18 protein-coding genes and 1 pseudogene are annotated in these 24,091 nt (G+C 70.1%); 14 read left to right on the top strand and 5 right to left on the bottom strand.

All coding sequences use genetic code 11. The features are described 5' to 3' along the window. The first annotated feature begins 59 nt into the window (after nucleotides 1–59). From H4F98_RS12290 to H4F98_RS12275, 4 genes are read left to right on the top strand one after another with little or no spacing between them, the layout of a single operon-like run. Entirely contained in the window at nucleotides 60–923 is an 864-nt protein-coding gene (locus tag H4F98_RS12290) for a 2-keto-4-pentenoate hydratase (RefSeq protein WP_182688080.1), read from the top strand. Next, nucleotides 920–1,909: a TRAP transporter substrate-binding protein gene (locus tag H4F98_RS12285; RefSeq protein ID WP_182688078.1), complete on the top strand. Its 990-nt coding sequence runs from the start codon at nucleotides 920–922 to the stop codon at nucleotides 1,907–1,909. The genes H4F98_RS12290 and H4F98_RS12285 overlap by 4 nt, the downstream gene beginning before the upstream one ends. A gap of 8 nt (nucleotides 1,910–1,917) precedes the next feature. Beyond that, the gene (locus H4F98_RS12280) at nucleotides 1,918–2,451 is read left to right on the top strand and encodes a TRAP transporter small permease (protein ID WP_182688076.1); all 534 of its coding nucleotides are present in this window, start codon (nucleotides 1,918–1,920) and stop codon (nucleotides 2,449–2,451) included. A 2-nt stretch (nucleotides 2,452–2,453) separates the two neighbouring features. Beyond that, nucleotides 2,454–3,737, top strand: a complete 1,284-nt coding sequence (locus H4F98_RS12275; RefSeq protein ID WP_182688074.1) for a TRAP transporter large permease — start codon at nucleotides 2,454–2,456, stop codon at nucleotides 3,735–3,737. A gap of 147 nt (nucleotides 3,738–3,884) precedes the next feature. Here H4F98_RS12275 and H4F98_RS12270 read toward each other — a convergent pair whose 3' ends face one another. Continuing rightward, nucleotides 3,885–5,318, bottom strand: a complete 1,434-nt coding sequence (locus H4F98_RS12270) for a sugar porter family MFS transporter (RefSeq protein ID WP_182688072.1) — start codon at nucleotides 5,316–5,318, stop codon at nucleotides 3,885–3,887. A gap of 542 nt (nucleotides 5,319–5,860) precedes the next feature. On the opposite strand from H4F98_RS12270, the pseudogene H4F98_RS12265 reads away from it, so the two are divergent. From H4F98_RS12265 to H4F98_RS12245, 5 genes and pseudogenes are all read left to right on the top strand, one after another. Then, a pseudogene (locus H4F98_RS12265) lies at nucleotides 5,861–7,375 on the top strand (family 43 glycosylhydrolase); the annotation flags it as partial. Nucleotides 7,376–7,424: 49 nt separating this feature from the next. Then, nucleotides 7,425–8,492: a LacI family DNA-binding transcriptional regulator gene (locus H4F98_RS12260; RefSeq protein ID WP_182688069.1), complete on the top strand. Its 1,068-nt coding sequence runs from the start codon at nucleotides 7,425–7,427 to the stop codon at nucleotides 8,490–8,492. 173 nt (nucleotides 8,493–8,665) lie between these two features. Next, a complete protein-coding gene (gene kduI, locus H4F98_RS12255) occupies nucleotides 8,666–9,508 on the top strand; it encodes a 5-dehydro-4-deoxy-D-glucuronate isomerase (RefSeq protein ID WP_182688068.1) in 843 nt (280 codons plus the stop codon). Between the two features lie 37 nt (nucleotides 9,509–9,545). Further along, nucleotides 9,546–10,304: a 2-dehydro-3-deoxy-D-gluconate 5-dehydrogenase KduD gene (kduD, locus tag H4F98_RS12250; protein WP_182688067.1), complete on the top strand. Its 759-nt coding sequence runs from the start codon at nucleotides 9,546–9,548 to the stop codon at nucleotides 10,302–10,304. A gap of 25 nt (nucleotides 10,305–10,329) precedes the next feature. After that, nucleotides 10,330–10,758, top strand: a complete 429-nt coding sequence (locus H4F98_RS12245) for a cupin domain-containing protein (protein ID WP_425487602.1) — start codon at nucleotides 10,330–10,332, stop codon at nucleotides 10,756–10,758. Nucleotides 10,759–10,849: 91 nt separating this feature from the next. Here H4F98_RS12245 and H4F98_RS12240 read toward each other — a convergent pair whose 3' ends face one another. Continuing rightward, on the bottom strand, nucleotides 10,850–13,714 hold the full coding sequence (locus H4F98_RS12240) for a TonB-dependent receptor plug domain-containing protein (protein ID WP_246373149.1): 2,865 nt from the start codon (nucleotides 13,712–13,714) through the stop codon (nucleotides 10,850–10,852). Between the two features lie 458 nt (nucleotides 13,715–14,172). Between H4F98_RS12240 and H4F98_RS12235 the strand changes: the two genes are divergently transcribed. Further along, nucleotides 14,173–14,727 carry a BLUF domain-containing protein gene (locus H4F98_RS12235; protein WP_182688064.1) on the top strand — a complete coding sequence of 185 codons (555 nt, stop codon included), beginning with the start codon at nucleotides 14,173–14,175 and terminating at the stop codon, nucleotides 14,725–14,727. Next, entirely contained in the window at nucleotides 14,646–15,011 is a 366-nt protein-coding gene (locus H4F98_RS12230) for a cupin domain-containing protein (protein WP_182688063.1), read from the top strand. The genes H4F98_RS12235 and H4F98_RS12230 overlap by 82 nt, the downstream gene beginning before the upstream one ends. Before the next feature lies 1 nt (nucleotide 15,012). Here H4F98_RS12230 and H4F98_RS12225 read toward each other — a convergent pair whose 3' ends face one another. Then, on the bottom strand, nucleotides 15,013–15,822 hold the full coding sequence (locus H4F98_RS12225; protein WP_246373147.1) for a sulfite exporter TauE/SafE family protein: 810 nt from the start codon (nucleotides 15,820–15,822) through the stop codon (nucleotides 15,013–15,015). A 309-nt stretch (nucleotides 15,823–16,131) separates the two neighbouring features. Between H4F98_RS12225 and H4F98_RS12220 the strand changes: the two genes are divergently transcribed. The 3 genes from H4F98_RS12220 to H4F98_RS12210 are packed head-to-tail and all read left to right on the top strand — an operon-like array spanning nucleotide 16,132 to nucleotide 20,217. Next, complete coding sequence (locus tag H4F98_RS12220) at nucleotides 16,132–18,045, top strand: lytic transglycosylase domain-containing protein (protein WP_246373161.1); 1,914 nt, start codon at nucleotides 16,132–16,134, stop codon at nucleotides 18,043–18,045. Further along, nucleotides 18,045–18,980, top strand: coding sequence for a complex I NDUFA9 subunit family protein (locus tag H4F98_RS12215; RefSeq protein WP_182688061.1), 936 nt, complete (start codon nucleotides 18,045–18,047; stop codon nucleotides 18,978–18,980). The genes H4F98_RS12220 and H4F98_RS12215 overlap by 1 nt, the downstream gene beginning before the upstream one ends. Before the next feature lie 10 nt (nucleotides 18,981–18,990). After that, nucleotides 18,991–20,217, top strand: a complete 1,227-nt coding sequence (locus H4F98_RS12210) for a multifunctional CCA addition/repair protein (protein WP_182688058.1) — start codon at nucleotides 18,991–18,993, stop codon at nucleotides 20,215–20,217. Nucleotides 20,218–21,035: 818 nt separating this feature from the next. On the opposite strand, the gene H4F98_RS12205 is transcribed toward H4F98_RS12210, so the two are convergent. Beyond that, nucleotides 21,036–23,525, bottom strand: a complete 2,490-nt coding sequence (locus H4F98_RS12205) for a TonB-dependent receptor plug domain-containing protein (protein ID WP_182688056.1) — start codon at nucleotides 23,523–23,525, stop codon at nucleotides 21,036–21,038. Between the two features lie 131 nt (nucleotides 23,526–23,656). Then, nucleotides 23,657–24,088: a VanZ family protein gene (locus H4F98_RS12200; protein ID WP_182688054.1), complete on the bottom strand. Its 432-nt coding sequence runs from the start codon at nucleotides 24,086–24,088 to the stop codon at nucleotides 23,657–23,659. Nucleotides 24,089–24,091: the final 3 nt, after the last annotated feature.

Below are 24,091 nucleotides of genomic sequence, written 5' to 3'. Positions count from 1 at the left end.
ATACGAGTAAGCCAAGGGCACGCCATGTGCACCGCAACATCGATTCGGGAGGGAGCGACTTGAGCAAGGGCAACGACAACGCGACGGATGCGACGCAGCAGGGCGGGGACGCGACCGCGATCGCCGGCGCCTTCGTCCGGGCCAGGCGCGCAGGCACGTCGCTGCCGGACTTCCCCGGCACGATCCCCGCGGACCTGGTGGCCGCCTATGCCGTGCAGGACCTGGCGATCGCCGCATGGGACGACGAGGTCGTCGGCTGGAAGGTCGGCTACATCCATCCCGACCGGCGCGATGCCTCCGGCGACGAGCGCCTGCTGGGCCCGATCTTCGCGCGCCAGGTGTGGGCCGCCGACGGCTGCAACGAGGTACCGGTGTTCGGCGGCGGGTTTGGCGCGATCGAAGCCGAGTACGTGCTGCGGCTGGAGGCCGACGCCCCCGCCGACAAGCTCGACTGGACCGCCGAAGACGCCGAGGCACTGCCTGCCCGCCTGTTCACCGGCATCGAGGTCGCCAGCAGTCCCCTGGCCACGATCAACGTGCTGGGACCGCGCGTGGTGGTGTCCGACTTCGGCAACAACAATGGACTCGTGCTCGGCCGTGAGATCCCCGACTGGCGCGCGATTCCGGAAGCGCAGCTGCGTGCGGAGACCTGGATCGAGGGCCAGTGCGTCGGCACCGGTGGCGCCACCACGTTGCCGGGCGGGCTGCGGGCCGCGTATGCGTTCGCGCTCTCGCGCTCGGCCCGGCGTGGGCGCCCGCTCAGGGCCGGCACCCTGATCGCGACCGGCAACGCGACCGGCATCCACGATATCGTGGCCGGACAGAATGCGCGGGTGAGTTTCGTGGGACACGAAGACCTCGAGGGACGGGCCGTCGCGGCCGCCGCCACGAACCGCAGTGGCGGCGAGGGCCACGCGGCATGATGGACCGGCGTCGCTTCCTGGCGGCCGGCATCGGCGCCGCCCTGTCCACGCCCCTGTTACCGGCGATCGGCAAGACCCCCGACGGGGCGCTGACCGCCACCGATGTCCACGTCGATGGCTACCCCACGGTCGAGGCCGTGAAGTGGATCGGCGAGACCCTGGCCCGCGAGACCGACGGCCGCCTGCGCATCCGCCTCTACCACTCCGGCCAGCTCGGCCGCGAGGCCGAGGCGATCGACATGGCCCGCTTCGGCGCGATCGACATCACCCGCGTCTACAGCGGCGCGCTCAACAACGCGTTCCCGCTGACCCAGGCGCTCTGCCTGCCCTATGTCTTCGACTCGGTGCCGCACCTGCGCCGCGCGCTGGACGGACCGGTCGGCGCCGCGGTCCTGAAGAGCTTCGAGGCGCGCGACCTGGTGGGCCTGGCGATCTACGACAGCGGCGCGCGCTGCTTCTACAACACCCAGCGCCCGCTGCATGAGCCGGCCGACCTGCATGGACTCAAGTTCCGCGTACCCGGTTCGGACATCTTCATCCAGTTGCTGCGGCTGTTCGGCGCCAATCCGACGCCGCTGTCGTACGGCGCGGTGTTCTCGGCGCTGGAGACGCGCCTGATCGACGGCGCCGAGAACAACATGCGCAGCTTCCATTCCAGCCGACAGTTCGAGGCCGCGCGCTTCTGGTCGCAGAGCGAGCATTCCTATGCGCCGGACCTGCTGCTGATGTCGCGCCGCAGCCTCGAGTCGCTGGCGCCGGGCGACCGCGCGCTGGTGACCGACGTGGCCCGCGCGTCCGTCCAGGTCATGCGCCGGCTGTGGGACGAGTCCGAAGCGGCCGCGCGCAAGGCGGTGATCGAGGCCGGCGTCGCGATCAACGAGGTCGACGTCGGCGCCTTCCGCCAGGCAGCCCAGCCACTGCTCGACGACTACCTGAACCGTGAACGGATCGCGCCGCTCTACCGCGCCATCCGCGATCTCGCATGAGGAGCGCAATGACGCCCGCCACTACCCGTACCGCACCTCCCGCCGCGCCGCGCGCGGCGGCCCTGCGCCTGCTCGATCGCCTGGCCTCGCTGTCCATCGGCGTGGCCGGCATCGCCCTGCTCGGGCTGGTCGTCGTCCAGGGCTGGCAGGTCTTCGCCCGCTACGTGCTCAACGATTCGCCAAGTTGGACCGAGCCGGTCACCCTGCTGTTGCTGGCGACGGCCATGAGCCTGGGCGCGGCGGCGGCGGTGCACGAGGACCGGCACTTCCGCTTCCACCTGCTCGCGCAGGCGCTGCCCGGCCCGGCCCGTCGCGCGACCGAGCGGCTGACCGCCGTGGTGACCATCGCGATCGGCGCGGTGCTCGCCACCTGGGGTGCACGACTGCTGCTCGACGGCATCGACATCCGCATGGCCGGCGCCCCCCTGCCCCAGAGCATCGCGTTCGGGCCGCTTTCGCTCGGCGGCGCGCTGATGGTGCTGTTCGCCCTCCCCCGGCTGTGGCGCGGCGCCGCGGCCACGATCGACGACGGGGAGGCCTGACCATGGACATCGCATTGCTGTTCGGCACCTTCCTCGTGCTGCTCCTGCTGGGCGTGCCGGTGGCCTATTCGCTGGCCGCGGCCTCCCTGGTGGTCCTGCTGAGCCTCGGCCTGCCGTCGATCGTGCTGGTGCAGCAGGTCGGCGCCGGCATCGGCACCGCTTCGCTGATCGCGATCCCGCTCTTCATCTTCGCCGGCGAGATCATGATGCGCGGCGGCATCTCCGAGCGCCTGATCAGCCTCGCCGCCGCCCTCGTCGGACGCATCCGCGGCGGCCTGGGCCAGGTCAGCGTGCTGTCCTCGCTGTTCTTCGGCGGCGTCTCGGGTTCGGCTATCGCCGACGTCTCCGCGGTGGGCGGCACGATGATCCCGCAGATGGTCAACCGCGGCTACGACCGCGACTTCGCCGTCAACGTCAGCATCACCGCCGCGCTGGTCGCGCTGCTCGTGCCCCCGTCGCACAACCTGATCCTGTATTCGGCCGCGGTGGGCGGGGGCATCTCGATCGCCGACCTGTTCGCCGCCGGCATCCTGCCCGCGCTGCTGATGACGGTCACGCTGATGTTCACCGGCTACATGATCGCGCGTCGCCGGGGCTATGGGGTCGAAGCCTTCCCGGGCATGCGCGCGGTGATGCTGCGCCTGGTCGCGGCGCTGCCCGGGCTGGGCCTGGTGGCGTTGATCTTCGTCGGCATCCGCGCCGGCATCTTCACCGCGGTCGAGAGCGCGGCGGTGGCGGTGGTGTACGCGCTGCTGGTCACGCTGGCGATCTATCGCATGCTCGACTGGCAGGCGTTCCGGGGCGCAGTGGCGCATGCGGCCCGCACCACCGGCGTGATCCTGTTCGTGATCGCCACCGCGGCGCTGTTCGGCTGGCTGCTGGCCTACCTGCAGGTGCCGGCGGCCGCGGTGGAACTGCTGGGCCGCATCGCCGACGACCGCTACACGGTGCTGCTGCTGATCGTGGTGATCCTGTTGCTGCTGGGCACGTTCATGGACCTGGCGCCCATGATCCTGATCTGCACGCCGATCTTCCTGCCGGTGGCCAAGGCCTTCGGCGTGGATCCCCTGCAGTTCGGCACCGTGCTCGTCCTGGCCGGCGGCATCGGCCTGGTCACGCCGCCGGTAGGCTCGGTGCTGTTCGTCGGCACGGCGATCGGCAAGATCGGCATCGGCGAAAGCATGCGCTCGATCTGGCCATTCTGGCTGGCGGCGATCGCCGTGCTGATCGTGGTGGCCGTGTTCCCGCAGCTGTCGCTCTGGCTCCCGGCGCTGCTCAAGGCCTGAAGCCTCATGCATCTCCGCCCGTGCGCCCAGGCGCACGGGCGTCACCGCGGGTGATGGCGCCGTACCCGACCGGGCCGGCGGACGCGCCGGCCAGTCGCCAGCTCCGTGCGCACGCCCAATCACCAATCCCCAATCACGTCCAACTCCCTATCCTTCCATCTGCTCCAGCTCGCGGCCCTTGGTCTCGTGCACGTAGCGCAGGACGAAGAAGATCGACACGAACGCGGATGCGGCGTAGAAGCCATAGGTCGCCGCCAGGCCGACGCCGGCCAGCATCACCGGGAAGGTGATGGTGATGGCGAAGTTCGCGCCCCACTGGAACAGGCCGGCGACCGCCAGACCGGAGCCGCGAATCTGGTTGGGGAACATTTCCCCGAGCATGACCCACATGACCGGTCCCCAGGACAGGTTGAAGAAGACCACGTAGACGTTGGCCGCCACCAGCGCCAGCACGCCCATCGAATCCGACAGCTGCAGCGTGCCCCGGGCATCCAGCGAGCCGGTCGCGAAGGCCACCGTCACCAGCCCCAGGGTGACCGCCATGCCCAGCGAGCCGACCCACAACAGCGGCTTGCGCCCGATCCGGTCGATCAGCACGACCGTCAGCAGGCAGGCACCGATGCTGAGCGCGCCCGACAACACGTTGATCAGCAGCGCGTCGCTTTCCGAGAAGCCGACCGCCTGCCAGAGCACGGCGCCGTAGTAGAAGACCACGTTGATGCCCACCAGTTGCTGGAAGGTCGCCAGGCCGATGCCGACCCAGACGATCGGCCGCAGCCGGCCCGTGGCGCGCGACACCAGGTCCGACAGCCTCGGGCGGTGGTGGTCGCGGGCCAGCGAGGCTTCGATCTCCCCCAGCTTGGCCGCGCCGGCGGTCGGACCGTAGAGCCGGACCAGCACGCCGAGCGCCTGTGCGTTGCGCGCCTTGACCACCAGGAAGCGCGGGCTCTCGGGGATGAACAGCAGCGCGACCAGGAACAGGGCGGCCGGGGCCATTTCCATCCAGAACATCCAGCGCCAGGCTTCGTGCCCGCCCCAGAGCGGCTGGGTGGAGGCGCCGGCGAACTTCGCCAGCAGGTAGTTGCTGAGGAAGGCGGCGAACAGGCCGCCGATGATCGCGATCTGCTGCACCGTGGCCAGGCGACCGCGGTAGTGCGCGGCCGATACCTCGCTGATGTAAGCCGGCGACATGACGCTCGCCGCGCCGACCGCGAGCCCGCCCAGCACGCGGTAGACCACGAACTCCAGCGAGGAAGTCGCCACGCCCGAGCCCCACGCCGAGACGATGAAGAAGGCGGCGGCGACGATCAGCAGCGCGCGCCGTCCGTACAGGTCGGCGAGGCGACCGGCGAAGAACGCGCCGAACGCGCAGCCCAGCAGCATCGAGGCGACGTTGAAGCCGGTGCCCACCGAGTCGGAACGGAACGCCGCCTGCAGGCCATCGACGGTGCCGTTGATGACGCCGCTGTCGAAGCCGAACAGGAAGCCGCCGATCGTCGCGACCAGACTGATGAGCAGGATGAAGCGGGTGTTCCCGGTATCCCCGGCCGGCGTGCCGGTCGCGGTGTCGTTGTGCGCCATGGTCGATCCCCATCGTTGTTCGAAGGTGCGGGCGCATGCGACCCGCAAGGTGATGATGCTCAGTGCATCCAGTGCTGGTTGACCCGGGTCTCGCGACACAGCCCCGGTTCGCCGTCCCTCCGCCGCTTGGCGCAAGGCTTGACGGCATCCAGGCCGCGATACCGGCTCACCGGCATCCTCCGGCGTGCCGGGCGTCGACCGTGGGCCGGGAATGCGATCAAAGTTTGGCCATCGGTGTCATATTCGTGCTTCGGCGCGCCTGATCCTGATGACCGCACTGTAACCGCAATGCCTGCGCGACCCTTGCTGCAGCGCACGATGCCTCGGCGCGGCGCCTTTGGTAGCTTCGGAATGACCATCGGTGTCATCCATCGATGGCCTTTCCCTCCCAGACGAGACACCTGATGACCGGACCGGCCCCGCGCGCCCTCGCCCTGCTGCTCACGACCTGCGCCAGCCTCGCCCTCGCGGCCTGCACCGGCGCAGCCCAGGACCCGCCGGCGACGACCGGGAACGCGCCTGGCGGGACGGCGACGGTCGAGTCGCCGGAGGCGCGATGGGCACGCGGCATCGAGAACCAGCGCAAGGCGGACCTCGGCGACGGGACCTTCCTCAACCCGATCCTCGGCGGCGACCACCCGGATCCGTCGGTGCTGCGCGTGGGCGACGACTACTACATGACCCTCTCGTCCTTCGACGCCTACCCGGGCCTGCCGATCTGGCATTCGCGCGACCTGGTCAACTGGGCGCCGGTCGGCCACGCGATCAGCGAGAACGTGGGCTCGATCTGGGCACCCGACCTGGTCCGCCACGAGGGCCGCTACTACATCTACTTCCCCGCCCGCGTCGGCGGCACCGAGGGCACCCGGCGCAGCAATTACGTGGTCTGGGCCGACAGCATCGAGGGCCCATGGAGCGCGCCGGTCAACATCGGACTTCCCGGCCACATCGATCCGGGCCACGCGGTCGGCGAGGACGGCAAGCGCTACCTCTTCCTCAGCGGCGGCGACTACGTCGGCCTCGCCGACGACGGGCTTTCCACCGTCGGCGAGGTCAAGCACGTCTACGACGGCTGGAAATATCCCGAGGACTGGGTGGTCGAGGGCTATGCCCAGGAGGGCCCGAAGATCACCCGTCGCGGGGACTGGTACTACATGATCACCGCCGTCGGCGGCACCGCCGGCCCGCCCACCGGGCACATGGTGATCGTTGCGCGCTCGAAGTCGATCCACGGCCCCTGGGAGAACGCGCCCGACAACCCGGTCGTGCGCACCCGCGCGCGCAGCGAGGACTGGTGGTCGCGCGGCCACGCCACCCTGGTGGAGGACACCGCGGGGCAATGGTGGATGGTCTACCACGGTTACGAACACGGCCTGTGGACGCTGGGCCGACAGGCCCTGCTGGACCCGATCGAATGGACCGACGACGGCTGGTTCGTGGCGAAGGGCGGCGACCTGGGCGCACCGTTGCCCAAGCCGGCCGGCACCGCGGTCGCGCACGGCATGGCGCTGTCGGACAGCTTCGACGGGCCGGACCTGGGGCCGCAGTGGGCCTTCTACGATCCCGCCCCGGGCGAGATGTCGCGGATCGGCTTCGAGGACGGCGCCCTGGTGCTGGGCGGCAAGGGCACGGTGCCGGCCGATGCCTCGCCGCTGACCCAGATCGCCGGCGACCGCGACTACCGCTTCGAGGTCCACATGCGGATCGACCCCGGCGCCGTGGGCGGCGCGCTGATGTTCTACAGCGATCGCCTGTACGCCGGCATCGGCAGCAACGGCGAGGACTTCATCATGCACCGCTATGGCAAGGAGCGCCCCGCGCGCCTCGCCCCTGGCCCGGGCGGCGACCTGTGGCTGCGGATGACCTACCGCGACCAGATCCTCACCATCCACCACAGCACGGACGGCCGCGAGTGGACCAAGTACGGCGTGCAGATGGAGCTTTCGGGGTACCACCACAACGTCGCCGGCCGCTTCCTGTCCCTGCGCCCGGGCCTGTACGCCGCCGGCGAGGGCAAGGTGCGCTTCCTCGATTATCGCTACCGGGCCTTCGACTGAGTCGAACGGCTATCATCCCAGCACGACTCCCCGAGCCGGACCCGATCGGATGCCCGCACCCCGAAAACCCCGGAAGACCGCCAGCGACACGCCCCTGCCCCCGGGGAAGAGCGCGACCATCAACGACATCGCCCGCCTGGCGGGGGTATCGAAGAAGACCGTCTCGCGGATCATCAACCGTTCGCCTCTGGTGCGCGAGGAAACCCGGGAGCGGGTCGAGAAGCTCATGCGCGACGTCGGCTACGTGCCCGACCCACTTGCGCGCGGGCTCGCGTTCCGGCGCTCGTTCCTGATCGGGATGGTCTACGACAACCCGACCGCGCAGTTCATCGTCAACATGCAGTACGGCGCGCTCGATGCCCTGCGCGACTCGGGTTTCGAACTGGTCGTGCACCCGTGCGACAGCCGCAGCCCGGGCTACATCGACGGCGTGCGGCGCTTCGTCCAGCAGCAGAAGCTGCACGGCGTGATGCTGGTGCCGCGCGTGTCCGAGGACCAGGCCCTGGCCGACATGCTCGATGGCATCGGCTGCCGCTACACCCGCATCGCCGCGCTCGCGCTCGACGACCACTCGCGGATGGTCATCACCCACGACCGCGACGGCGCCGCGGAGGCCGCCGACTACCTGCAGACCCTGGGCCACCGCGACATGGCGGTGATCACCGGCCCGTCGAGTTACCGCTCGGCGATCGAGCGCACCGGCGGCTTCGTCGACGCGCTGGCCCGGCGCGGGATCGAGCTGCCGAAGTCGCGCATCCTGGAAGCCGGCTACACCTTCGAGTCGGGCGTGGCCGCGGCCGAGAAGCTGCTTGCCGGCAAGCGCCGCCCGACCGCGATCTTCTGCGCGAACGACGAAATGGCCGCCGGCGTGTACCGCGTCGCCCTGCGCATGGGCATCGACATTCCCCGCCAGCTGTCGGTGATCGGCTACGACGACAGCCCGCTGGCCTCGCGCCTGTGGCCGCCGCTCAGCTCGGTCAGGCGCAACACCCGCGATACCGGCCGGGTCGCCGCGGCGATGCTCATCCAGGCCGACGACGACGTCCGTGGACGACCCATCGCGAGCGTGCGCCCGCACCTGATCGTGCGCGACTCCTGCCAGCCGCCGGAAACCTGAGCCCCGCCCTCGTCCGCCGGGCCTGAATCCCGGCTCGCCCCGCCATGCGCCCGGGCGACGATGGCGCAGCGCAAAATGACACCGGTTACCGAAATCCGTAGAATCGGCAGCCGTATACCGAAACACCGCCCGGCCCATGGCCCGCGCGACCGCAACCACGGAGGCTCGACACGATGTTCCAGAAGACCTACCACGCCACCCACCCGGACATGATGGAAGGCGCCAGCAACCAGCAGCTCCGCGATCGCTACCTGGTCACGGACCTGTTCAAGCCCGGCCAGGTCACGCTGAACTACTCGCACAACGAGCGCTTCGTCATCGGCGGCGCCGCCCCGACCGATGCGCCCATCGCCCTGCCCGCGCAGACCGAACCCGCCTCGGCGGCCGGCAAACCCTTCCTGGAGCGGCGCGAGCTGGGCGTGGTCAACGTCGGCGGCGGCGCCGGCACGGTGACCGTCGACGGCACCGAGCACGCGCTGGAGCCCAAGGACGGCCTGTACGTGCCGATGGGCAGCGAGGTCAGCTTCGCTTCCGCGGACGCGGCCAGGCCGGCGCTGTTCTACCTGGCCTCCACGCCGGCGCACACCCGCCACGAGGTCAAGCACATCTCGATCGCCAACGCGGTGCCGCTCGAGCGCGGCGCGCTGGAAACCAGCAACGAGCGCACGATCTACCAGTACATCGTCCCGGCGACCTGCACCTCGTGCCAGTTGCTGCTGGGCCTGACGATCCTCAAGCCGGGCAGCGTCTGGAACACCATGCCGCCGCACCTGCACGACCGCCGCTCGGAGATCTACTTCTACTTCGACCTCGGCGAAGAGCGGGTCATGCACTTCATGGGCGACCCGGCCGACATGCGCCACCTGGTCATCGCCAACAACGAGGCGGTGATCTCGCCGCCGTGGTCCATCCACATGGGCTCGGGCACGCAGAACTACTGCTTCATCTGGGCGATGGGCGGCGAGAACCTCGACTACACCGACATGAACCAGCTCGACATCTGCCAGCTGAAGTAAGCGCGCAGGTCCGGCACCCACACGCAAGGGGATATCGATGGCACACAACCCGTTCAGCCTGGAAGGCAAGGTCGCGCTGGTCACCGGCGCCAACACCGGCCTGGGCCAGGGCATCGCGCTGGCGCTCGCCGAGGCCGGCGCGGACATCGCCGCTGCCGGCATCGCGCCGCCGACCGAAACCGAGGCCAAGGTCAAGGCCATGGGCCGGCGCTTCGTCGCGATCGAAGCCAACCTGATGAGCGTGGAGCCGATCGACCGCGTGATCGCCGAGACGCTCCAGGGCCTGGGCGGCCTGGACATCCTGGTCAACAACGCCGGGCTGATCCGCCGCGCCGACGCGGTGGACTTCACGGAGAAGGACTGGGACGACGTCATGAACGTCAACATCAAGTCCGCGTTCTTCATGTCGCAGGCGGCCGGGCGCCACTTCATCGCCCAGGGCCGCGGCAAGATCATCAACATCGCGTCCATGCTGTCCTTCCAGGGCGGCATCCGCGTGCCTTCCTACACCGCCAGCAAGAGCGGCATCGCCGGCATCACCCGGCTGCTCGCCAACGAGTGGGCGTCCAAGGGCGTGACCACCAACGCGATCGCGCCGGGCTACATGGCCACCGACAACACCGCCCAGCTGCGCGCCGACGCGGCCCGCAGCGCCGAGATCCTGGGCCGTATCCCGGCCGGGCGCTGGGGCGTGCCCGCCGACCTGGGCGGCACCGCGGTGTTCCTGGCGTCGTCGGCCTCGGACTACGTCAACGGCGCGGTGATCCCCGTCGATGGCGGCTGGCTGGCGCGCTGAGTCCGGGACGGGGAGCACGGCCGCCATGCGCATGCCCGCCTGCCTCGCCGTCGCCGCCCTGGTCGCGGCCGGTGGCGCGGACGCGGGCGAACCGCGCCGCGATTCCTACGTCCAGTCAGAGCGCGACATCGCCGTCGAGCAGCCGGGCCCCCACGAGGGCACCGGCACCACCACGGCGTATCCGTTCTTCGACGATGCCGAGGGCTTCGAGACGATCTTCCGCAAACGCGCGCTGCATCCCGGCGCGAGCATCGGCGAGCACCGCAACGACAAGGACGAGATCTACTACGTCCTCTCCGGGCGCGGCGAGCTGATGCTCGACGGCGCAAACCGAGACGTAGGCCCGGGCGACGCGGTGCTGACGCGCGATGGCAGCACGCATGCCCTCTACCAGCGCGGCGACGAGGACCTGGTGATCTTCATCGTGTACCGCAAGCGCGCCGCCGCGCCCTGACCCGCCGCCTGCGCCATCATTGCGGCGGCCGCAAAAAAGAACGGCCGGGGCGAGCCCCGGCCGTTCTTCATTGCGATCCAGCCGCGCGCGACTAGAAGCGGTAGTCCGCCCTCAGGTACCAGAACGACCCGGGCAGGTCGTAGGTACCGGCGTCATAACCGTTCAACGAGCAGGTCAAGCAGACCGGCGGCTCCTTGTCGAACACGTTGTTGACGCCCAGCGAGAACTTCAGGCCTTCCAGCGCGAACGCATCGCTCCAGTTGACCTGCATGTCGTGGAACGTGGTCGAGCCGAGGGTGTTCTTCTCGACGCCGCCCATGCAACCCGGAGCCTCCGGCACCGGCACGTTGGAGCAGTACTCGTCCACCGCGCTGATGTAGCGGCTGGTCCAGTTGACCGACCAGTCGCCCAGGCTCCAGCCCAGGGTCAGGTTGGTCTGCCAGTCCGGGATGGCGCTGTCGCTGACCTCGATGCCCACCTCGCGCTGCGACTCGTTGCCGTCGATGTCCACGGCGCGGTAGTCGAACACGGTGGTGGCCTGCAGCGCCGCGGTCAGGCGGCCCCAGCCCCACTCCGGGCTGGCCCAGTTGACCTTGATGTCGAGGCCGTCGGTCTCGATGGTGCCGAGGTTGTCGAGGAAGTTCTCCGGCGGGTTGAGGTTGCCGCTGGCCTGGCGCGTGAACGGCGCGCAGCTCGGCGACGCGGCGGTGGTGCCGCCCGCGCGCAGGCAGGCTTCCAGCAGGGCCTGCAGGTCACGCGCCTGGATGGCGCCGTCGATTTCGTGGTTGTAGTAGCTCAACTCGAAATCCATCCGCTCCGACCAGCTCAGGCCCTCGGCCCAGGACGGCGCGTACACCACGCCGAAGGTGTAGCTGTCGGACTCCTCGGGCTGCAGGTTCGGGTTGCCGCCGGTGAAAGTGGTGATCTGCGTGTTGGCCTGCTCGAAGTTCGGACCCGCGCCCTGCGCCAGGCAGCCGGCGGCGAAGTCCGGCGATGCCGGGCCGGGGCTGCCGGTGGAGCCGCAGGGATCGACCAGGGTGGCGCCGAACTGGGTCAGGCCGTAGAGCTCGCCCAGGTTCGGGGCGCGGAAGCCCTCGGAGTAGGTGCCGCGCAGCACCAGGTCCTCGACCGGCTGCCAGCGGAAGCCCAGCTTGCCGGTGGTCGCGCCACCGAAGGTCGAGTAGTCGGAGTAGCGCAGCGCGGCACTGACGTCGAGGGTCGACAGCAGCGGGAAGTTGCCCTCGGCGTAGACCTCGCTCACGTCGTAGTCCTCCGACACGGCGGCCGCGAAGGAGTCCTGCGACTCACCGGTCTGCCGCAGCGGATCGGGGTTGAAGTCGCCCTGGTACTTACGGTGCTCGACGCCCGCGGCGAAGCCGGCGTAACGGTCGCCGATGGCGAACAGGTCGCCGGTGATGTTGGCCGACAGGATGTCCAGGGTCTGCTTGCTGGAGTCGATCTGGGTGGTGCGGATGTAGTCGATCATCTCCTGCGTCATCGGACGACCCTGGCCGCCGAACAAGTCGAGCGGCACGCAGCCGGGCACCTGCGCACAGACGGCCGGGTCGCCGAGCGCGAGCTTGAGCTTGGCGACGTTGTAGCCGTTGGTGAAGCGCTGCTCGGCCTTGTTCTCCGAGTGCACCGCGTTCACGTCCCAGCTGTAGCCGTTGCCCACGTTCCAGATGCCGTCCAGGCCGACGTTGATGTAGCTGGTGTCGACGTCCTGGGAGAAGATGCGCGGACCGACTTCCACCGGGCGTCGCGTGACCCAGCCGAAGTTGCTGGCCGGATCGAGGGTGATCCCGAACGGGTTGTACGGGTTGTCTTCGTGCACGACGATCGTATCGGCGATGCCGCCGGTGCCGGCGAACGGGCCCACGAAGATCGGCTCGGGCGCGGCCTGGTTGGTCGAGGTGCGGTTGTTGTACAGCGCCTTGGCGTGCAGGCGGACGTTCTCGCTCAGGTCGTAGTTGACGCTGGCGAAGATCGACTTGCGCTTGCTGGGCGTCAGCAACAGGTTGTACGGCGCGAAGTTGAAGCGGTCGGCGCCGCCGAAGCCATGGTAGGTCCCGGCATCGGGATCGGCCGGGTTCCAGACCGGGCTGGTGGTGCCGTCGTCCAGGGTGACGTCGTACCAGAAGTCGCCGGCCGGGTCGCAGAAGCCCAGGGTGCCCGCCGGTCGCGAGGGATCGCAGAAGGTGTAGCGGCCCTGCGGGGTGCCCGAGCTGCCGCCGCGCACGCCGGTGCCCGGCGTCGGGTAGGAGGACTGCTCCCATTCGCCCGAGCCGATCGACTTCTGCTCGTAGTAGCTGGCCGCGAACACGGCATTGAACTTCTCGCCGCCGCCGCCGATCGTCACCGAGGCCTCGGTGGTCTCGCCGCCGCGCGAATATTCGCCGTAGTAGCCGTTGAGCTGCACGCCGTCGAAGTTGCGGCGGGTGATCACGTTGACCACGCCGGCGATCGCGTCCGAACCGTAGATCGAGGACGCGCCGTCCTCCAGCACTTCGATGCGCTCGACGATGGCGAGCGGGATGGTGTTGACGTCGGCGCTGCCGGACACGCCGGACGCGGACGACTCGTTGACCCAGCGGATGCCGTCGACGAGGACCAGCACGCGCTTGGAGCCCAGGTGGCGCAGGTCGACCTGGGCCGAGCCGGCGCCGATGCCGCCGCCATCGGGCGGATAGCCGAAGTTGCCCGACGAATTGAACTTCGCGTTGAGCGCCTGGCCGCTCGAGGTCAGCTGTTGCAGTACTTCGCCCACGGTCTGCACGCCGGTCTCGTCCAGCTTCTGCCGGTCGAGCACGAATACCGGCTGGGCGGTGACGGCGTTGGTCTGCTTGATGCGGGTACCGGTGACGGTGACCGCATCGAGGGTCCGGGTCGTGTCGGTGGTATCGGGGGCCGCGTCCTGGGCGGCGGCCATCAGCGGCATCGCGACCAGTGAGGCCATCAAGGACGCGCGTATCGCGCGCGTAAGGGTCTTGCGTTGCACGTTCATGTTGCTCTCTCTCCCTAATCAATGGCTGACAAAAAATGACGAACCAACACACCCCTATCCCCTGTCCATGTCCTTGGGGTGCTGAGGGTTTGTAAACTTTTTGTGAATCCACCACAACTGCCGGGAGGCGGGAGCCGGACCGGGCCATCCGCCGGCCCCACCGCGCTAAACCCTTGAATGCCATGGGCTTCCCGGCGAGCGTCTGCACGCCGGGCCGCCGCTTCCCGACGAGAAGCTGAACAGATGTTCAGGCGAGCGGCAGCACCGGCCCACCGGTCGGGCCGCCCCCCTGGGCGTTTGACGGCCCCCGCGCCCGGGGGGATGATCGAAACCAGGCACGGGGCCGGGAGACCCGTGCCCCGTACGCCTGGGGGGAGGCGCACCTTCGGTACCGACCGTGGGGAGCCCGCATGAACGACCTGTTGGCGATCACCTGGACCAGCGTGGCCCGTCGTGGCCTGCCGCCCTGGCGGATGGACGCGCTGCTGCTCGATGCACGGCGCTACAACCGCGATGCCGGTGTCTCGGGCGTGCTCTTCCACCACCGCGGCGCGTTCTTCCAGTATGTCGAGGGTCCGGCCGAGGGCGTGGAGTCGGCGTACTGCCGGATCCGCGCGGCGCGAAGCCATGGCGGACTCCGTGAACTTTCGCGCGAGACCATCGCGCAGCGGCAGTTCTCGGACTGGACGATGGCGTTCTGCGAGACGCCGCGCAGCATCGCGCAGGCCGACGCGCACGAGCGCTGGCTGGAGGCCATGCCGGTCACCCGCGACACCGTCGACTGCCCCGGCGGCCTGGCCCTGACACTGTATTACTGGAACCTCTGGCAGGCCGACATCGCGCCTGTCGCGCCGCTCGACCCCACGCAGGAAACGCAGACAACATGCCGCATGTCCCGATCAATTTCGACGCCCGCTTCGCCGGCTTCAGCGAGCAGTGGTCACCGCGCGTGGTCGCCGAACTGAACGACTACCAGTTCAAGATCGCGCGCATCCAGGGCGATTTCGTCTGGCACCGGCACGAGGACACCGACGAAGCGTTCATCGTGCTCGATGGCGCGATGTCGATCGAATTCCGCGATGGCCGCGTGGAGCTGGCGGCAGGCGAGATGTACGTGGTACCGCGCGGTGTCGAGCACCGGCCGGTCGCCGAGCACGAATGCCGCATCCTGCTCGTCGAGCCGCGCGGCGTGGTCAACACGGGGGACGCCGGCGGCGGCTACACCGCGCCCAACGACGTCTGGGCCTGAGTCAGGCGCCCAGTAGCAGGCTGCCGCCCACGAGGACCAGGAACGCGGCGAACACGCGCTTGAGGGCTTCCCCCGACAGGTGGTGGGCCAGGCGCGTGCCGTACGGCGCGGCGAAGACCGAGGCCGCTGCCACCCCCGCCGCGGCCGGCAGGTAGACATAGCCCAGCGCATGGGCAGGCAGCGCGCCCGCGGGCGCATGCAGGGCGTAGCCCAGGGCGCTGGCAAGCCCGATGGCGACGCCGCAGGCCGAGGAGGTGCCCACCGCGCGCACCGGCGCCGAACCCAGTGCGACCAGCAGGGGCACCGTCATGCTGCCCCCGCCGATCCCGATGACCGCCGACAGGGCGCCGATGCCGCTGCCGGCCAGGCTCATGCCGACGCCGCGGGGGGGTGCTGCGTCGCCACCGGTCGCGCGACGACGCCCGAGCAGCATCTGCGCCGCGGCGACCAGGCAGTAGCCGGCCACCAGGTAGCGCAGGACCGCATCGTCGATCCTCACCGCCAGGCCACTGCCGATCCATCCGCCCAGCAGCAGCCCCGGGACCATCCAGGCCACCGTCGTCCACATCACGCTGCCGCGGCGGTGGTGCGCGCGCGCCGATGCGGCCGCGGTGAGCACGATGCTCGCCAGCGAGCTGGCCAGGGCCGCATGCATGGCCGCCTCCTGCGGAATTCCCATCAAGGGCAGCAGCCAGGCGAGCGCGGCGACCAGCACCAGTCCGCCACCGACGCCGAGCAGGCCGGCGAGCACGCCGGCAATCGCGCCCAGCAGCAGGAACAGCAACATGGAGACGGGCAGGGAAAGCAGCATGGTCGGCACCGGCGTCGAGTCGCGTGAAGGGTACGGGAAGGCGACGCTGCGCGCACCGCCGCCGAGCCCACGATGCCGCGGCGTGATGCGTGCCCGCGTGCGGCGTGACCTGCATGGCGCATGGGGGCACGCGCATCGTCAAAGGCTTCATATGCGCTCGGCTATAGTCGGCGGATGAGCGCCCCCCTCCCCCGACATGCCATCGTCGCGCTTGCCCTTGCCGCCCTCGCGGCGGCCGGCTGCGCACAGTCTTCCCCCGCACCGGCCGTGATCGCCGCATCGGCCAGCCCGGCCGCGCGCGCCTCGTCGATGCAGCCGCTCGCCGACCCGCGCCTGCCGCGCGTCGGCGAAGCGATCGACGCCGCGCGGGCCGGCCGTTTCGACGCGAGCGCCTACGGCGATCTCGCCGACCATCCCCTGTACCCGTGGATCGAGTACGCCAGCCTCGCACGGGACCTGGACACCGTCCCACGCGATCGCGCCGAAGCCTTCCTGGCGCGCCACGAGGGCCGCCCGGTCGCCGAGACCTTCCGCAAGGCCTGGCTGGCCCAGCTCGCCCGCCGCGAGGACTGGCCGGCCTTCAATGCCGCCTGGCGCGACGGCGTCGACGGCACCGCACTGGCCTGCCAGCGGCTGCAGGCGGAACAGGCCACCGGACAGGCGTCGGGCGACTGGAATGCGCGCGCGCAGGCCATCTGGACCCGCAGCGGCGAGTCGCTGCCCGATGCCTGCGATCCGCCGTTCGCGGCCCTGGCCGCGCGCGGTGGCCTGACGCCGGAGCTGCGCTGGCAACGCTTCGACCTGGCCGCCGAGGCGTGGCAACCGGGCGTCATGCGCAGCATCGCCCGTGGCCTGCCCGCCGAGCAGCAGGCGCTGGCCAACGATTACGCCGCCTTCCTCGACGCGCCGCATCCGCGCGCGCTGTCCTGGCCGAAGACCGCGCGCAGCCGGCTGGTCGCCTCCCAGGGCCTGGCGCGCCTGGGCAAGGCCGACCCCGACGCCGCCGAGGCGCAATTGCCGCAGTACGCCCGCGCCCTGGATTTCAGCGAGGCCGATCGTGGCCGCGTGCTGTACCAGGTCGCGCTGTGGACGGTGGCCTCCTACCTGCCCGACTCGGCGCGGCGCCTGGCCGCCGTGCCTGCCGCCAGCTACGACCCGCGCCTGCACGAATGGCGCGTGCGCGAGGCGATGTCGCGCTCGGACTGGCCTGCCGCGCTGGCGGCGGTACGCAAGATGGGCGACGCGCAACGCAACGAATCGCGCTGGCAGTACTTCGAGGCGCGGCTGGCCGAGAAGGCCGGGGACGCCGCGGCCGCGAAACGCCTGTACGGCCTCGCCGCGGGCAACAGCGACTTCCATGGCTTCCTCGCCGCCGACCGCCTCCAGCAGCCCTACACGCTGTGCCCGTGGCAGCCGGACGCACCGGCCGCGACCGTCGCCCGGGTGACCGGCGACGACGCCCTCCGGCGCGCGGTCCTGTTGGCGCGGCTCGAGCAGCCGGGCTGGGCCGCGGCCGAATGGAAGGACGCGCGTTCGCGCTTCAGCGACGCCGAGCGCCTGGTGGCGGTGGACTACGCACTGGCCAATGGCTGGTTCGACCGCGCGGTGTTCGGCCTCGACCTCAAGAACGAGGACGAGCGCCGCCTGTACGACCTGCGCTTCCCGTTGCACCACGACGCCACCCTGCGCCGCGAGGCGGCGAAGAACCGCCTGGACCCGGCCTGGATCGCCGCCGAGATCCGCGCCGAGAGCACGTTCAATCCGCGCGCGCGCTCCCCCGCCAACGCCCTGGGCCTCATGCAGATCCTGCCGGGTACGGGGGCGAGCGTCGCCGCGCGCCTGGGCTTGCCCTGGGGCGGCGCGCAGAGCCTGTACGACGCGGACACCAACATCATCCTCGGCAGCGCCTACCTGCGGCAGATGATGGACGAGAACGGCGGCCAGCCCTATTTCGCCATCGCCGGCTACAACGCCGGCCCCACGCCGCTGCTGCGCTGGCGCACCCAGCGCCCGGGGATGGACCCGGACTTCTGGATCGAGACGGTGAGCTACCGGGAAACGCGCGAGTACGTCGCCCGCGTGCTGGCCTTCAGCGTGATCTACGACTGGAAGCTGGACGGCGACGCGCTCACCCTGGGCGATCGCATGCGCGGCCGCGTCGACGGGCCGCGCAAGCACTTCGTGTGCGACGCCGGCACGCATGCCCCGGCGGAGGCAGGTTGATGGCCACCACGCCCGCCACCCATGTCGTCGTCCTCGGCGGCACCGGCTTCGTCGGCCGCCCGCTGGTCCAGCGCCTGCTCGACGATGGCGCGCGCGTGACCGTGCTCAGCCGCGGTCCCGGCAAGGCACCCGCCGAGTACCAGGCCCGCCGCGCACGCCTCACACGCGACGCCAGCCTGCTGGAAGGCGACGTGCACGACGTCGGCTTCCTGCGTGCGGTGCTCGACGATGCCGACGCCGTCGTCAACCTCGTCGGCATCCTCAACGAAAAGGGCGACAGCGGCGAAGGCTTCGAGCGCGTGTTCACCGCCTTGACGCGTTCGCTGCTCACCGCGATGCACGACAACGGCGTGCGTCGCCTGCTGCAGATGAGCGCGCTGCACGCCGGCAAGGGCGAGAGCCACTACCTGCAGGCGCGCGGCCACGCCGAGCGCGAGGTGCGCGCATCGCGGCTGGACTGGACCCTGTTCCAGCCCTCGGTGATCGCCGGTCCGGGCGATGGCCTGTTCTGCCGCTTCGATGGCCTGCTGCGCTTCGCCCCCGTGCTGCCGGTCGGGCGCGCCGACGCGAAGTTCCAGCCGGTGTGGATCGGCGACGTCGTCGAAGCCTTCGCGCGCGCGCTCGGCAATCCGGCCAGCATCCACCAGACCTATCCGCTGGTCGGGCCCGACGTGCTCGACCTGGCCGACATCATCCGCCTCACCGCGCGGGCGCGCGGGCGCCATCGCCTGGTCCTGCCCCTGCCGGACGCGCTCGGGCGCCTGCAGGCCAACGTCGGCGAGTTCCTGCCCGGCAAGCCCATCAGCCGCGACAACTGGCGCTCGCTGCAACTGGATTCGGTCAGCATCGAGGACGGACTGGCGCGGCTGGGCATCACCGCGACGCCGGTGGTGGAGCGCGTGCCCGCGATCCTCGGCCTGGACGAAGCCGGATGAGCGCGGCGCGATGAGCACGACCTACCTCGTCGGAGGCGCCGTGCGCGACCGCCTGCTGGGGCTGTCGCCCGGCGACCGCGACTGGGTGGTGGTCGGCAGCACGCCCGACGCGATGCGCGCGCGCGGCTTCCGCCAGGTCGGCCGCGACTTCCCGGTGTTCCTGCACCCGGACACCGGCGAGGAACACGCGCTGGCGCGCACCGAGCGCAAGAGCGGCCGCGGCCATGGCGGCTTCGTCGTCCACGCCGACCCGACGGTGACGCTGGAAGACGACCTGGTCCGTCGCGATTTCACCATCAACGCCATCGCCGAAGCCGCCGACGGCATGCTCGTAGACCCCTTCGGCGGCGCGGCGGACATTCGCGCGCGCGTGCTGCGCCATGTCGGCCCCGCCTTCGAGGAAGACCCGCTGCGCGTGCTGCGCGCGGCGCGCTTCATGGCGCGGTTCGCGCCGCTGGGGTTCACCGTCGCCGACGAGACGCGCGCGATGATGCAGCGCATGGTCGCCTCCGGCGAGCTGTCGTCACTGGTCCCCGAGCGCGTCTGGCAGGAGCTGCGCGGCGCCCTGCGCACCGCCGCGCCCTCGGCCTTCCTGCGCACCCTGCGCGACTGCGGTGCGCTCGCGGTGGTGCTGCCCGAGGTCGACGCCCTGTACGGCGTCCCTCAACGGGCCGAGTACCACCCCGAAGTGGACACCGGCATCCACGTCGAACTGGTCTGCGACATGGCCGCGCGACTGGCGCCCGGCGACGACGTTATCGGTTTCGCGGCGCTGGTCCACGACCTCGGCAAGGCCTTGACCCCAACCGACCGTCTTCCCGCGCACGTCGGCCACGAACATGCCGGCCTGGCGCCTCTGACCGCGCTGTGCGAGCGCCTGAAGATGCCCGCCGAGCACCGCCAGCTCGCCACCGTCGCCTGCCGGGAGCATCTCAACGTGCACCGGTTCATGGAGTTGCGCGCCGCCACCGTGCACGACCTCATCGCCCGCTGCGACGGCTTCCGAAACCCCGGCCGCATCGAAGGCCTGGCCACGGTGTGCGAGGCCGACAAACGCGGCCGGACCGGCCTTGAGCAATCCCCCTACCCGCAGGCAGCCGGCCTGCGCGCGGCATTCGCCGCCGCCTGTGCCGTGCGCGCCCGCGATGTCGCGGAAGGCCGTTCCGGCCCCGAGGTCGGCGAAGCCCTGCGCCGCGCGCGCATCGCCGCGATCGCAGCCGCCCCCCGGGGTGATTGAGATCCAACCGGCATCGCCGCGTTGACGGGCAAGGTCACGTCCGGATAAGACGGAGAACCCTTATCCCCTTGCTCGATTGCACCCTACGGCGCTACGTCGTCGCGCCACGCCTTGCACCCTCATCTCGTCATCCCAGCGAACGCTGGGATCCAGCCTTTGGTGAGTCGACCTTCGCCTCTCGCGCCCGGCGCGCACAGCCACCGGCATCGCAACACGCGATGACGGGGTCGAGCCGCGGGTCACCGCCTTGCGCCCGACCCACGGGGCCGAGGTGCGGTGCAATGCGCTTTGCTTTCTTGCACCCTACGGCGGCCCCCTGACGGTCATTCCAGCGAACGCTGGAATCCAGCCTTTGGCGCGGCGGTCATGCGCGCGCCGGTGGTGGCTATCGCTTCGCTCGATCCATCCTATGGATGCGAGGGCTTGGCGTGCCTTCGGCGGCCCATGGTGCAATGCGCTTCGCTTATTGCACGAGGCCTTTCCAACTTTCGGTGGGTGCGCTTCGATTACCCGGGCTGCGAGGCGAGTCGCCTTTGCGGTTGCCTCGCGATCCCACGCGCCTCGTAGGATGGGTAGCGCGAAGCAAAACCCATCGCGCGTCGTGCGTGCAGCGTCGCGACGGTGGGTTTCGCCTTCGGCTCTACCCACCCTACATCGCCATCTGACGAACACAGTTGCTACGGCAATGCGACCCCGATGAGATTCGGCCGGCGGATTGGGCGGCGTCGGGCGGCACGAAAGGGCCCGGCGCCTGTCCGAAAAAGTGATGCCGGGCAGTCTCCCCACCGCCCGGCATCCCTCCCCCTGCTGTCGTCGGGTCAGAACCTGTAGTTCAGCCGCATGTAATAACTACCGCCATTCATGCCGAACGGCAAGGTCTCCCAGCCGTACTTGAAGCCCAGTTGCGGGAACGGAGCGCCGTCGACCGCGTCCCACTTGTCGGGATAGGTGTCGAAGATGTTGTTGCCGCCCACGGTCAGGGCCAGGGCGTCGGAGAACGAATAGCGCACCGCCAGGTCGAACAGGGTCTTGCCGCCCCAGGTCTGCTTGATACCCGGGGTGAAGCCTTCGCCGGCAACCGACCCGTAGTAGTTCGCGCGGCCGGTGAGCTGCCACGCATCCTTGCCCCAGATGGCCTGCAGCACGTGGTGCTCGCCCGGCTGGCCTTCCTCGAGCAGGGTCACCTGGGTGTCGTCGAACAGCGCCTCGGGCGAGAGGATCGGCGACTGCGAGCGGCGCGCGGTCACTTCGGTCTCGTTGAAATGCAGCAATGCGGTGAGGTTGAGCGTCGAACCGCCCTGGAACTCGGTGTTGTGGTTGGCGACGATGTCCAGGCCGGTGGTGCGGGTGTCGATGGCGTTGGTGAAGAACAACACCTGGCCGACACCGATCGGGTCGAGGATCGCGCTGATCGGGCAGTTGGCGTTGTCGACCGCGCAGGGGTTGCCATCGGTGCCGACCGACTCGGGCTGGATGTTGCTCGAGAAGATGATGCGGTCGTCGATGTCGATGCGGAACAGGTCGACGGTCAGCGAGAAGCGATCGTTCGGGGTGATGACGAAGCCCAGCGAGCCACTCGTCGAGGTTTCTTCCTGCAGGGGCTCGATGCCGAAGGCTCGGGTGACGTCGCTGTCCTGGCGCGCGGTGAGGGTGTCGGTCAGCACGCCGGCGGCGTTGAGGTTGGTCGAGCGCTGGCCGTAGAACAGCTGCTGCACGCCGGGTGCGCGGAACCCGGTGGAGACCGTGCCGCGCACGGCGAAGGCCTCGGTCGCGTCGAAGCGCGCCGACAGCTTCCCGGTCGTGGTGTTGCCGAAGTCGGAGTAGTCCTCGAAGCGCACGGCGGCGCCGAGCAGGAAGCGTTCGCTGAGGTTGGTCTCCGCGTCCAGGTACGCCGCCACGTTGTGGCGCCCCTCGTCGACGGCCTCGGTCGGCGAGAAGCCGGGGAAGCCCTGCATGCCCGGCTGCGCGATATCGCCGGTCTGGCCGACGATGTCGATGCCGCGATCGTTGGTGCGCCCATAGCTGTAGGACACCGGGTCGCCGGCGCGGATCGCATAGTTCTCGCGGCGGTACTCCAGGCCCGTGCCCAGGTACAGCGGCTCGCCGTTGAAGCCCCCCACGCTGCCGCGGAAGTCGAGGTTGAAGGTGGTCTGGTCGTACTCGAGCTTGCCGGTGTCGGCCTGGGTCGGGGAGTCGGCGTAGATGCCGGCGGAGGGATCGGCCGGATCGATCGGCTCGTACCACCACGATACGTTGACCGAGTTGCCTTCCTCGAAACCGAAGCGGCTGCGACCGTGGTTGACCGAGATGTCCCAGTCCCAGGTGTTGCCCAGCGGCGCGCGGTAGCCCACCGCGATCGAACCGTCGTCGACCGTGGTCAGGATGTTGGGCAGGAAGCCGTCGGGATACAGGTCCGGCACGGTGCGGTTGTCGCCGGCGCTGCGGAAGAAGCCCGACGAGTCGCCCTCGCGCCGGGACAGGCCGCCGAAGGCATACAGCTCGCCGCCACCGACCGGCAGCCCGCCGTTGAACCACAGGTACTGGTCCTTGGCGTCGGCGTCGCCCAGCCGCTGGGTCACGCGCGGGGGATCGACGCGCAGGCTGTCGGGACCGGCGCGATTGGTCTCGTTGCGGTTGCGGGCCTCGGCCGAGAGGTTGAGGAAGCCGCCGTCCGCGCCGAGCTTGAAGCCGGTGTTGACCGAGCCGTGCAGCATCTCGCCGTCGCCGGCGTAGTACTGCGATCCCTCGACGACGACGTCGGTGTGGTCGGTCTGCTTCTTCAGGATGATGTTGATCACGCCGGAGATCGCGTCCGAGCCGTACTGCGCGGCGGCGCCGTCTCGCAGCACTTCGATGCGCTCGATCGAGGACACCGGGATCGCGTTGATGTCGGTGCCGGCCGAGCCGCGCCCGATGGTCTGCTGCACGTTGACCAGGGCCTGCTGGTGGCGGCGCTTGCCGTTGACGAGCACGAGCACCTGGTCCGGGCCCAGCGCGCGCAGCGTGGCCGGGCGCAGGATGTCGGTGCCGTCGGACACGAAGGTGCGCGAGAAATTGAACGAGGGCTCCAGCATCTGCAGGATCTGGCCCACTTCCATCGCGCCGGTGGATTCGATTTCCTCGCGTCCGATGATGTCGACCGGGGCCGCGGTCTCCTCGGCGGTACGCCCGAGGACGCGCGAGCCGGTCACTTCGATCCGGTCGAGGGTGGTGGCGGCGTCTTCGGCCTGCTGGGCATGGGCCGGCGCGAGGATGGCGGCCAGCGATGCGGCGACGGCGAGCGCGAGCCGGGAAGGACGGGCAATCATGGGCGATTCCTTTCGTTGTGATGGTGACGCCCGACCCCCCTGTCAGGCGGCCGTAGATTCACCATTTTTTAACGTCGCCGCAAGTGCCCGCAGCCGCGCGGAGTGATCGCGGTCACGGCCCGGGTCGAAGCTCAGGACGCGCTGCGTCCTTGCGTGCCCGTACCGCCGGGCAGCCAGCGCTCCAGGACCCGCAGTCCGCGGGCAACCGGCGTGCGGCCCAGTCCCCAGCCCACGGCCACCCCGAGCGCATTGGCCAGGGCATCGGCGCCATCGGCCATGCGCGAGTCGGTCAGCGCACCCTGCGCGAACTCAAGGGCGATGCCCATCGCGACCAGGGCGAGCGCCACCGCGGCATGGGTGCGGCGCGAGGCGAACAGCATGACCGCGCCGGTCGCCATCGCCGCGTAGGCGAGCAGGTGTTCGAGCTTGTCGACCCCTTCGAACGGCAACGGCGGCAGGTCGCGCGCCGGCAGCAGCGAGGCCACCGCCACCCCGGCGACGAAAAACAGCCAGGCGCAGAACCAGGTCCGGGGCCAGCGCAGCGGGCGCAGGACCGGCCTCATCGG

This window comes from Marilutibacter spongiae (assembly GCF_014145325.1).
Classification (GTDB): Bacteria; Pseudomonadota; Gammaproteobacteria; order Xanthomonadales; family Xanthomonadaceae; genus Marilutibacter; species Marilutibacter spongiae.
This window is presented reverse-complemented; position numbering and strand designations above follow the sequence as displayed.

Coding starts and splice junctions, on each gene's coding strand:
- H4F98_RS12285 (WP_182688078.1), top strand. CDS start 920: ATGATGGACCGGCGTCGCTTCCTGGCGGCCGGCATCGGCGCCGCCCTG.
- H4F98_RS12280 (WP_182688076.1), top strand. CDS start 1,918: ATGACGCCCGCCACTACCCGTACCGCACCTCCCGCCGCGCCGCGCGCG.
- H4F98_RS12275 (WP_182688074.1), top strand. CDS start 2,454: ATGGACATCGCATTGCTGTTCGGCACCTTCCTCGTGCTGCTCCTGCTG.
- H4F98_RS12270 (WP_182688072.1), bottom strand. CDS start 5,318: ATGGCGCACAACGACACCGCGACCGGCACGCCGGCCGGGGATACCGGG.
- H4F98_RS12260 (WP_182688069.1), top strand. CDS start 7,425: ATGCCCGCACCCCGAAAACCCCGGAAGACCGCCAGCGACACGCCCCTG.
- kduI (WP_182688068.1), top strand. CDS start 8,666: ATGTTCCAGAAGACCTACCACGCCACCCACCCGGACATGATGGAAGGC.
- kduD (WP_182688067.1), top strand. CDS start 9,546: ATGGCACACAACCCGTTCAGCCTGGAAGGCAAGGTCGCGCTGGTCACC.
- H4F98_RS12245 (WP_425487602.1), top strand. CDS start 10,330: ATGCGCATGCCCGCCTGCCTCGCCGTCGCCGCCCTGGTCGCGGCCGGT.
- H4F98_RS12240 (WP_246373149.1), bottom strand. CDS start 13,714: ATGGCCTCACTGGTCGCGATGCCGCTGATGGCCGCCGCCCAGGACGCG.
- H4F98_RS12235 (WP_182688064.1), top strand. CDS start 14,173: ATGAACGACCTGTTGGCGATCACCTGGACCAGCGTGGCCCGTCGTGGC.
- H4F98_RS12230 (WP_182688063.1), top strand. CDS start 14,646: ATGCCGCATGTCCCGATCAATTTCGACGCCCGCTTCGCCGGCTTCAGC.
- H4F98_RS12225 (WP_246373147.1), bottom strand. CDS start 15,822: ATGCTGCTTTCCCTGCCCGTCTCCATGTTGCTGTTCCTGCTGCTGGGC.
- H4F98_RS12220 (WP_246373161.1), top strand. CDS start 16,132: ATGCAGCCGCTCGCCGACCCGCGCCTGCCGCGCGTCGGCGAAGCGATC.
- H4F98_RS12215 (WP_182688061.1), top strand. CDS start 18,045: ATGGCCACCACGCCCGCCACCCATGTCGTCGTCCTCGGCGGCACCGGC.
- H4F98_RS12210 (WP_182688058.1), top strand. CDS start 18,991: ATGAGCACGACCTACCTCGTCGGAGGCGCCGTGCGCGACCGCCTGCTG.
- H4F98_RS12205 (WP_182688056.1), bottom strand. CDS start 23,525: ATGATTGCCCGTCCTTCCCGGCTCGCGCTCGCCGTCGCCGCATCGCTG.
- H4F98_RS12200 (WP_182688054.1), bottom strand. CDS start 24,088: ATGAGGCCGGTCCTGCGCCCGCTGCGCTGGCCCCGGACCTGGTTCTGC.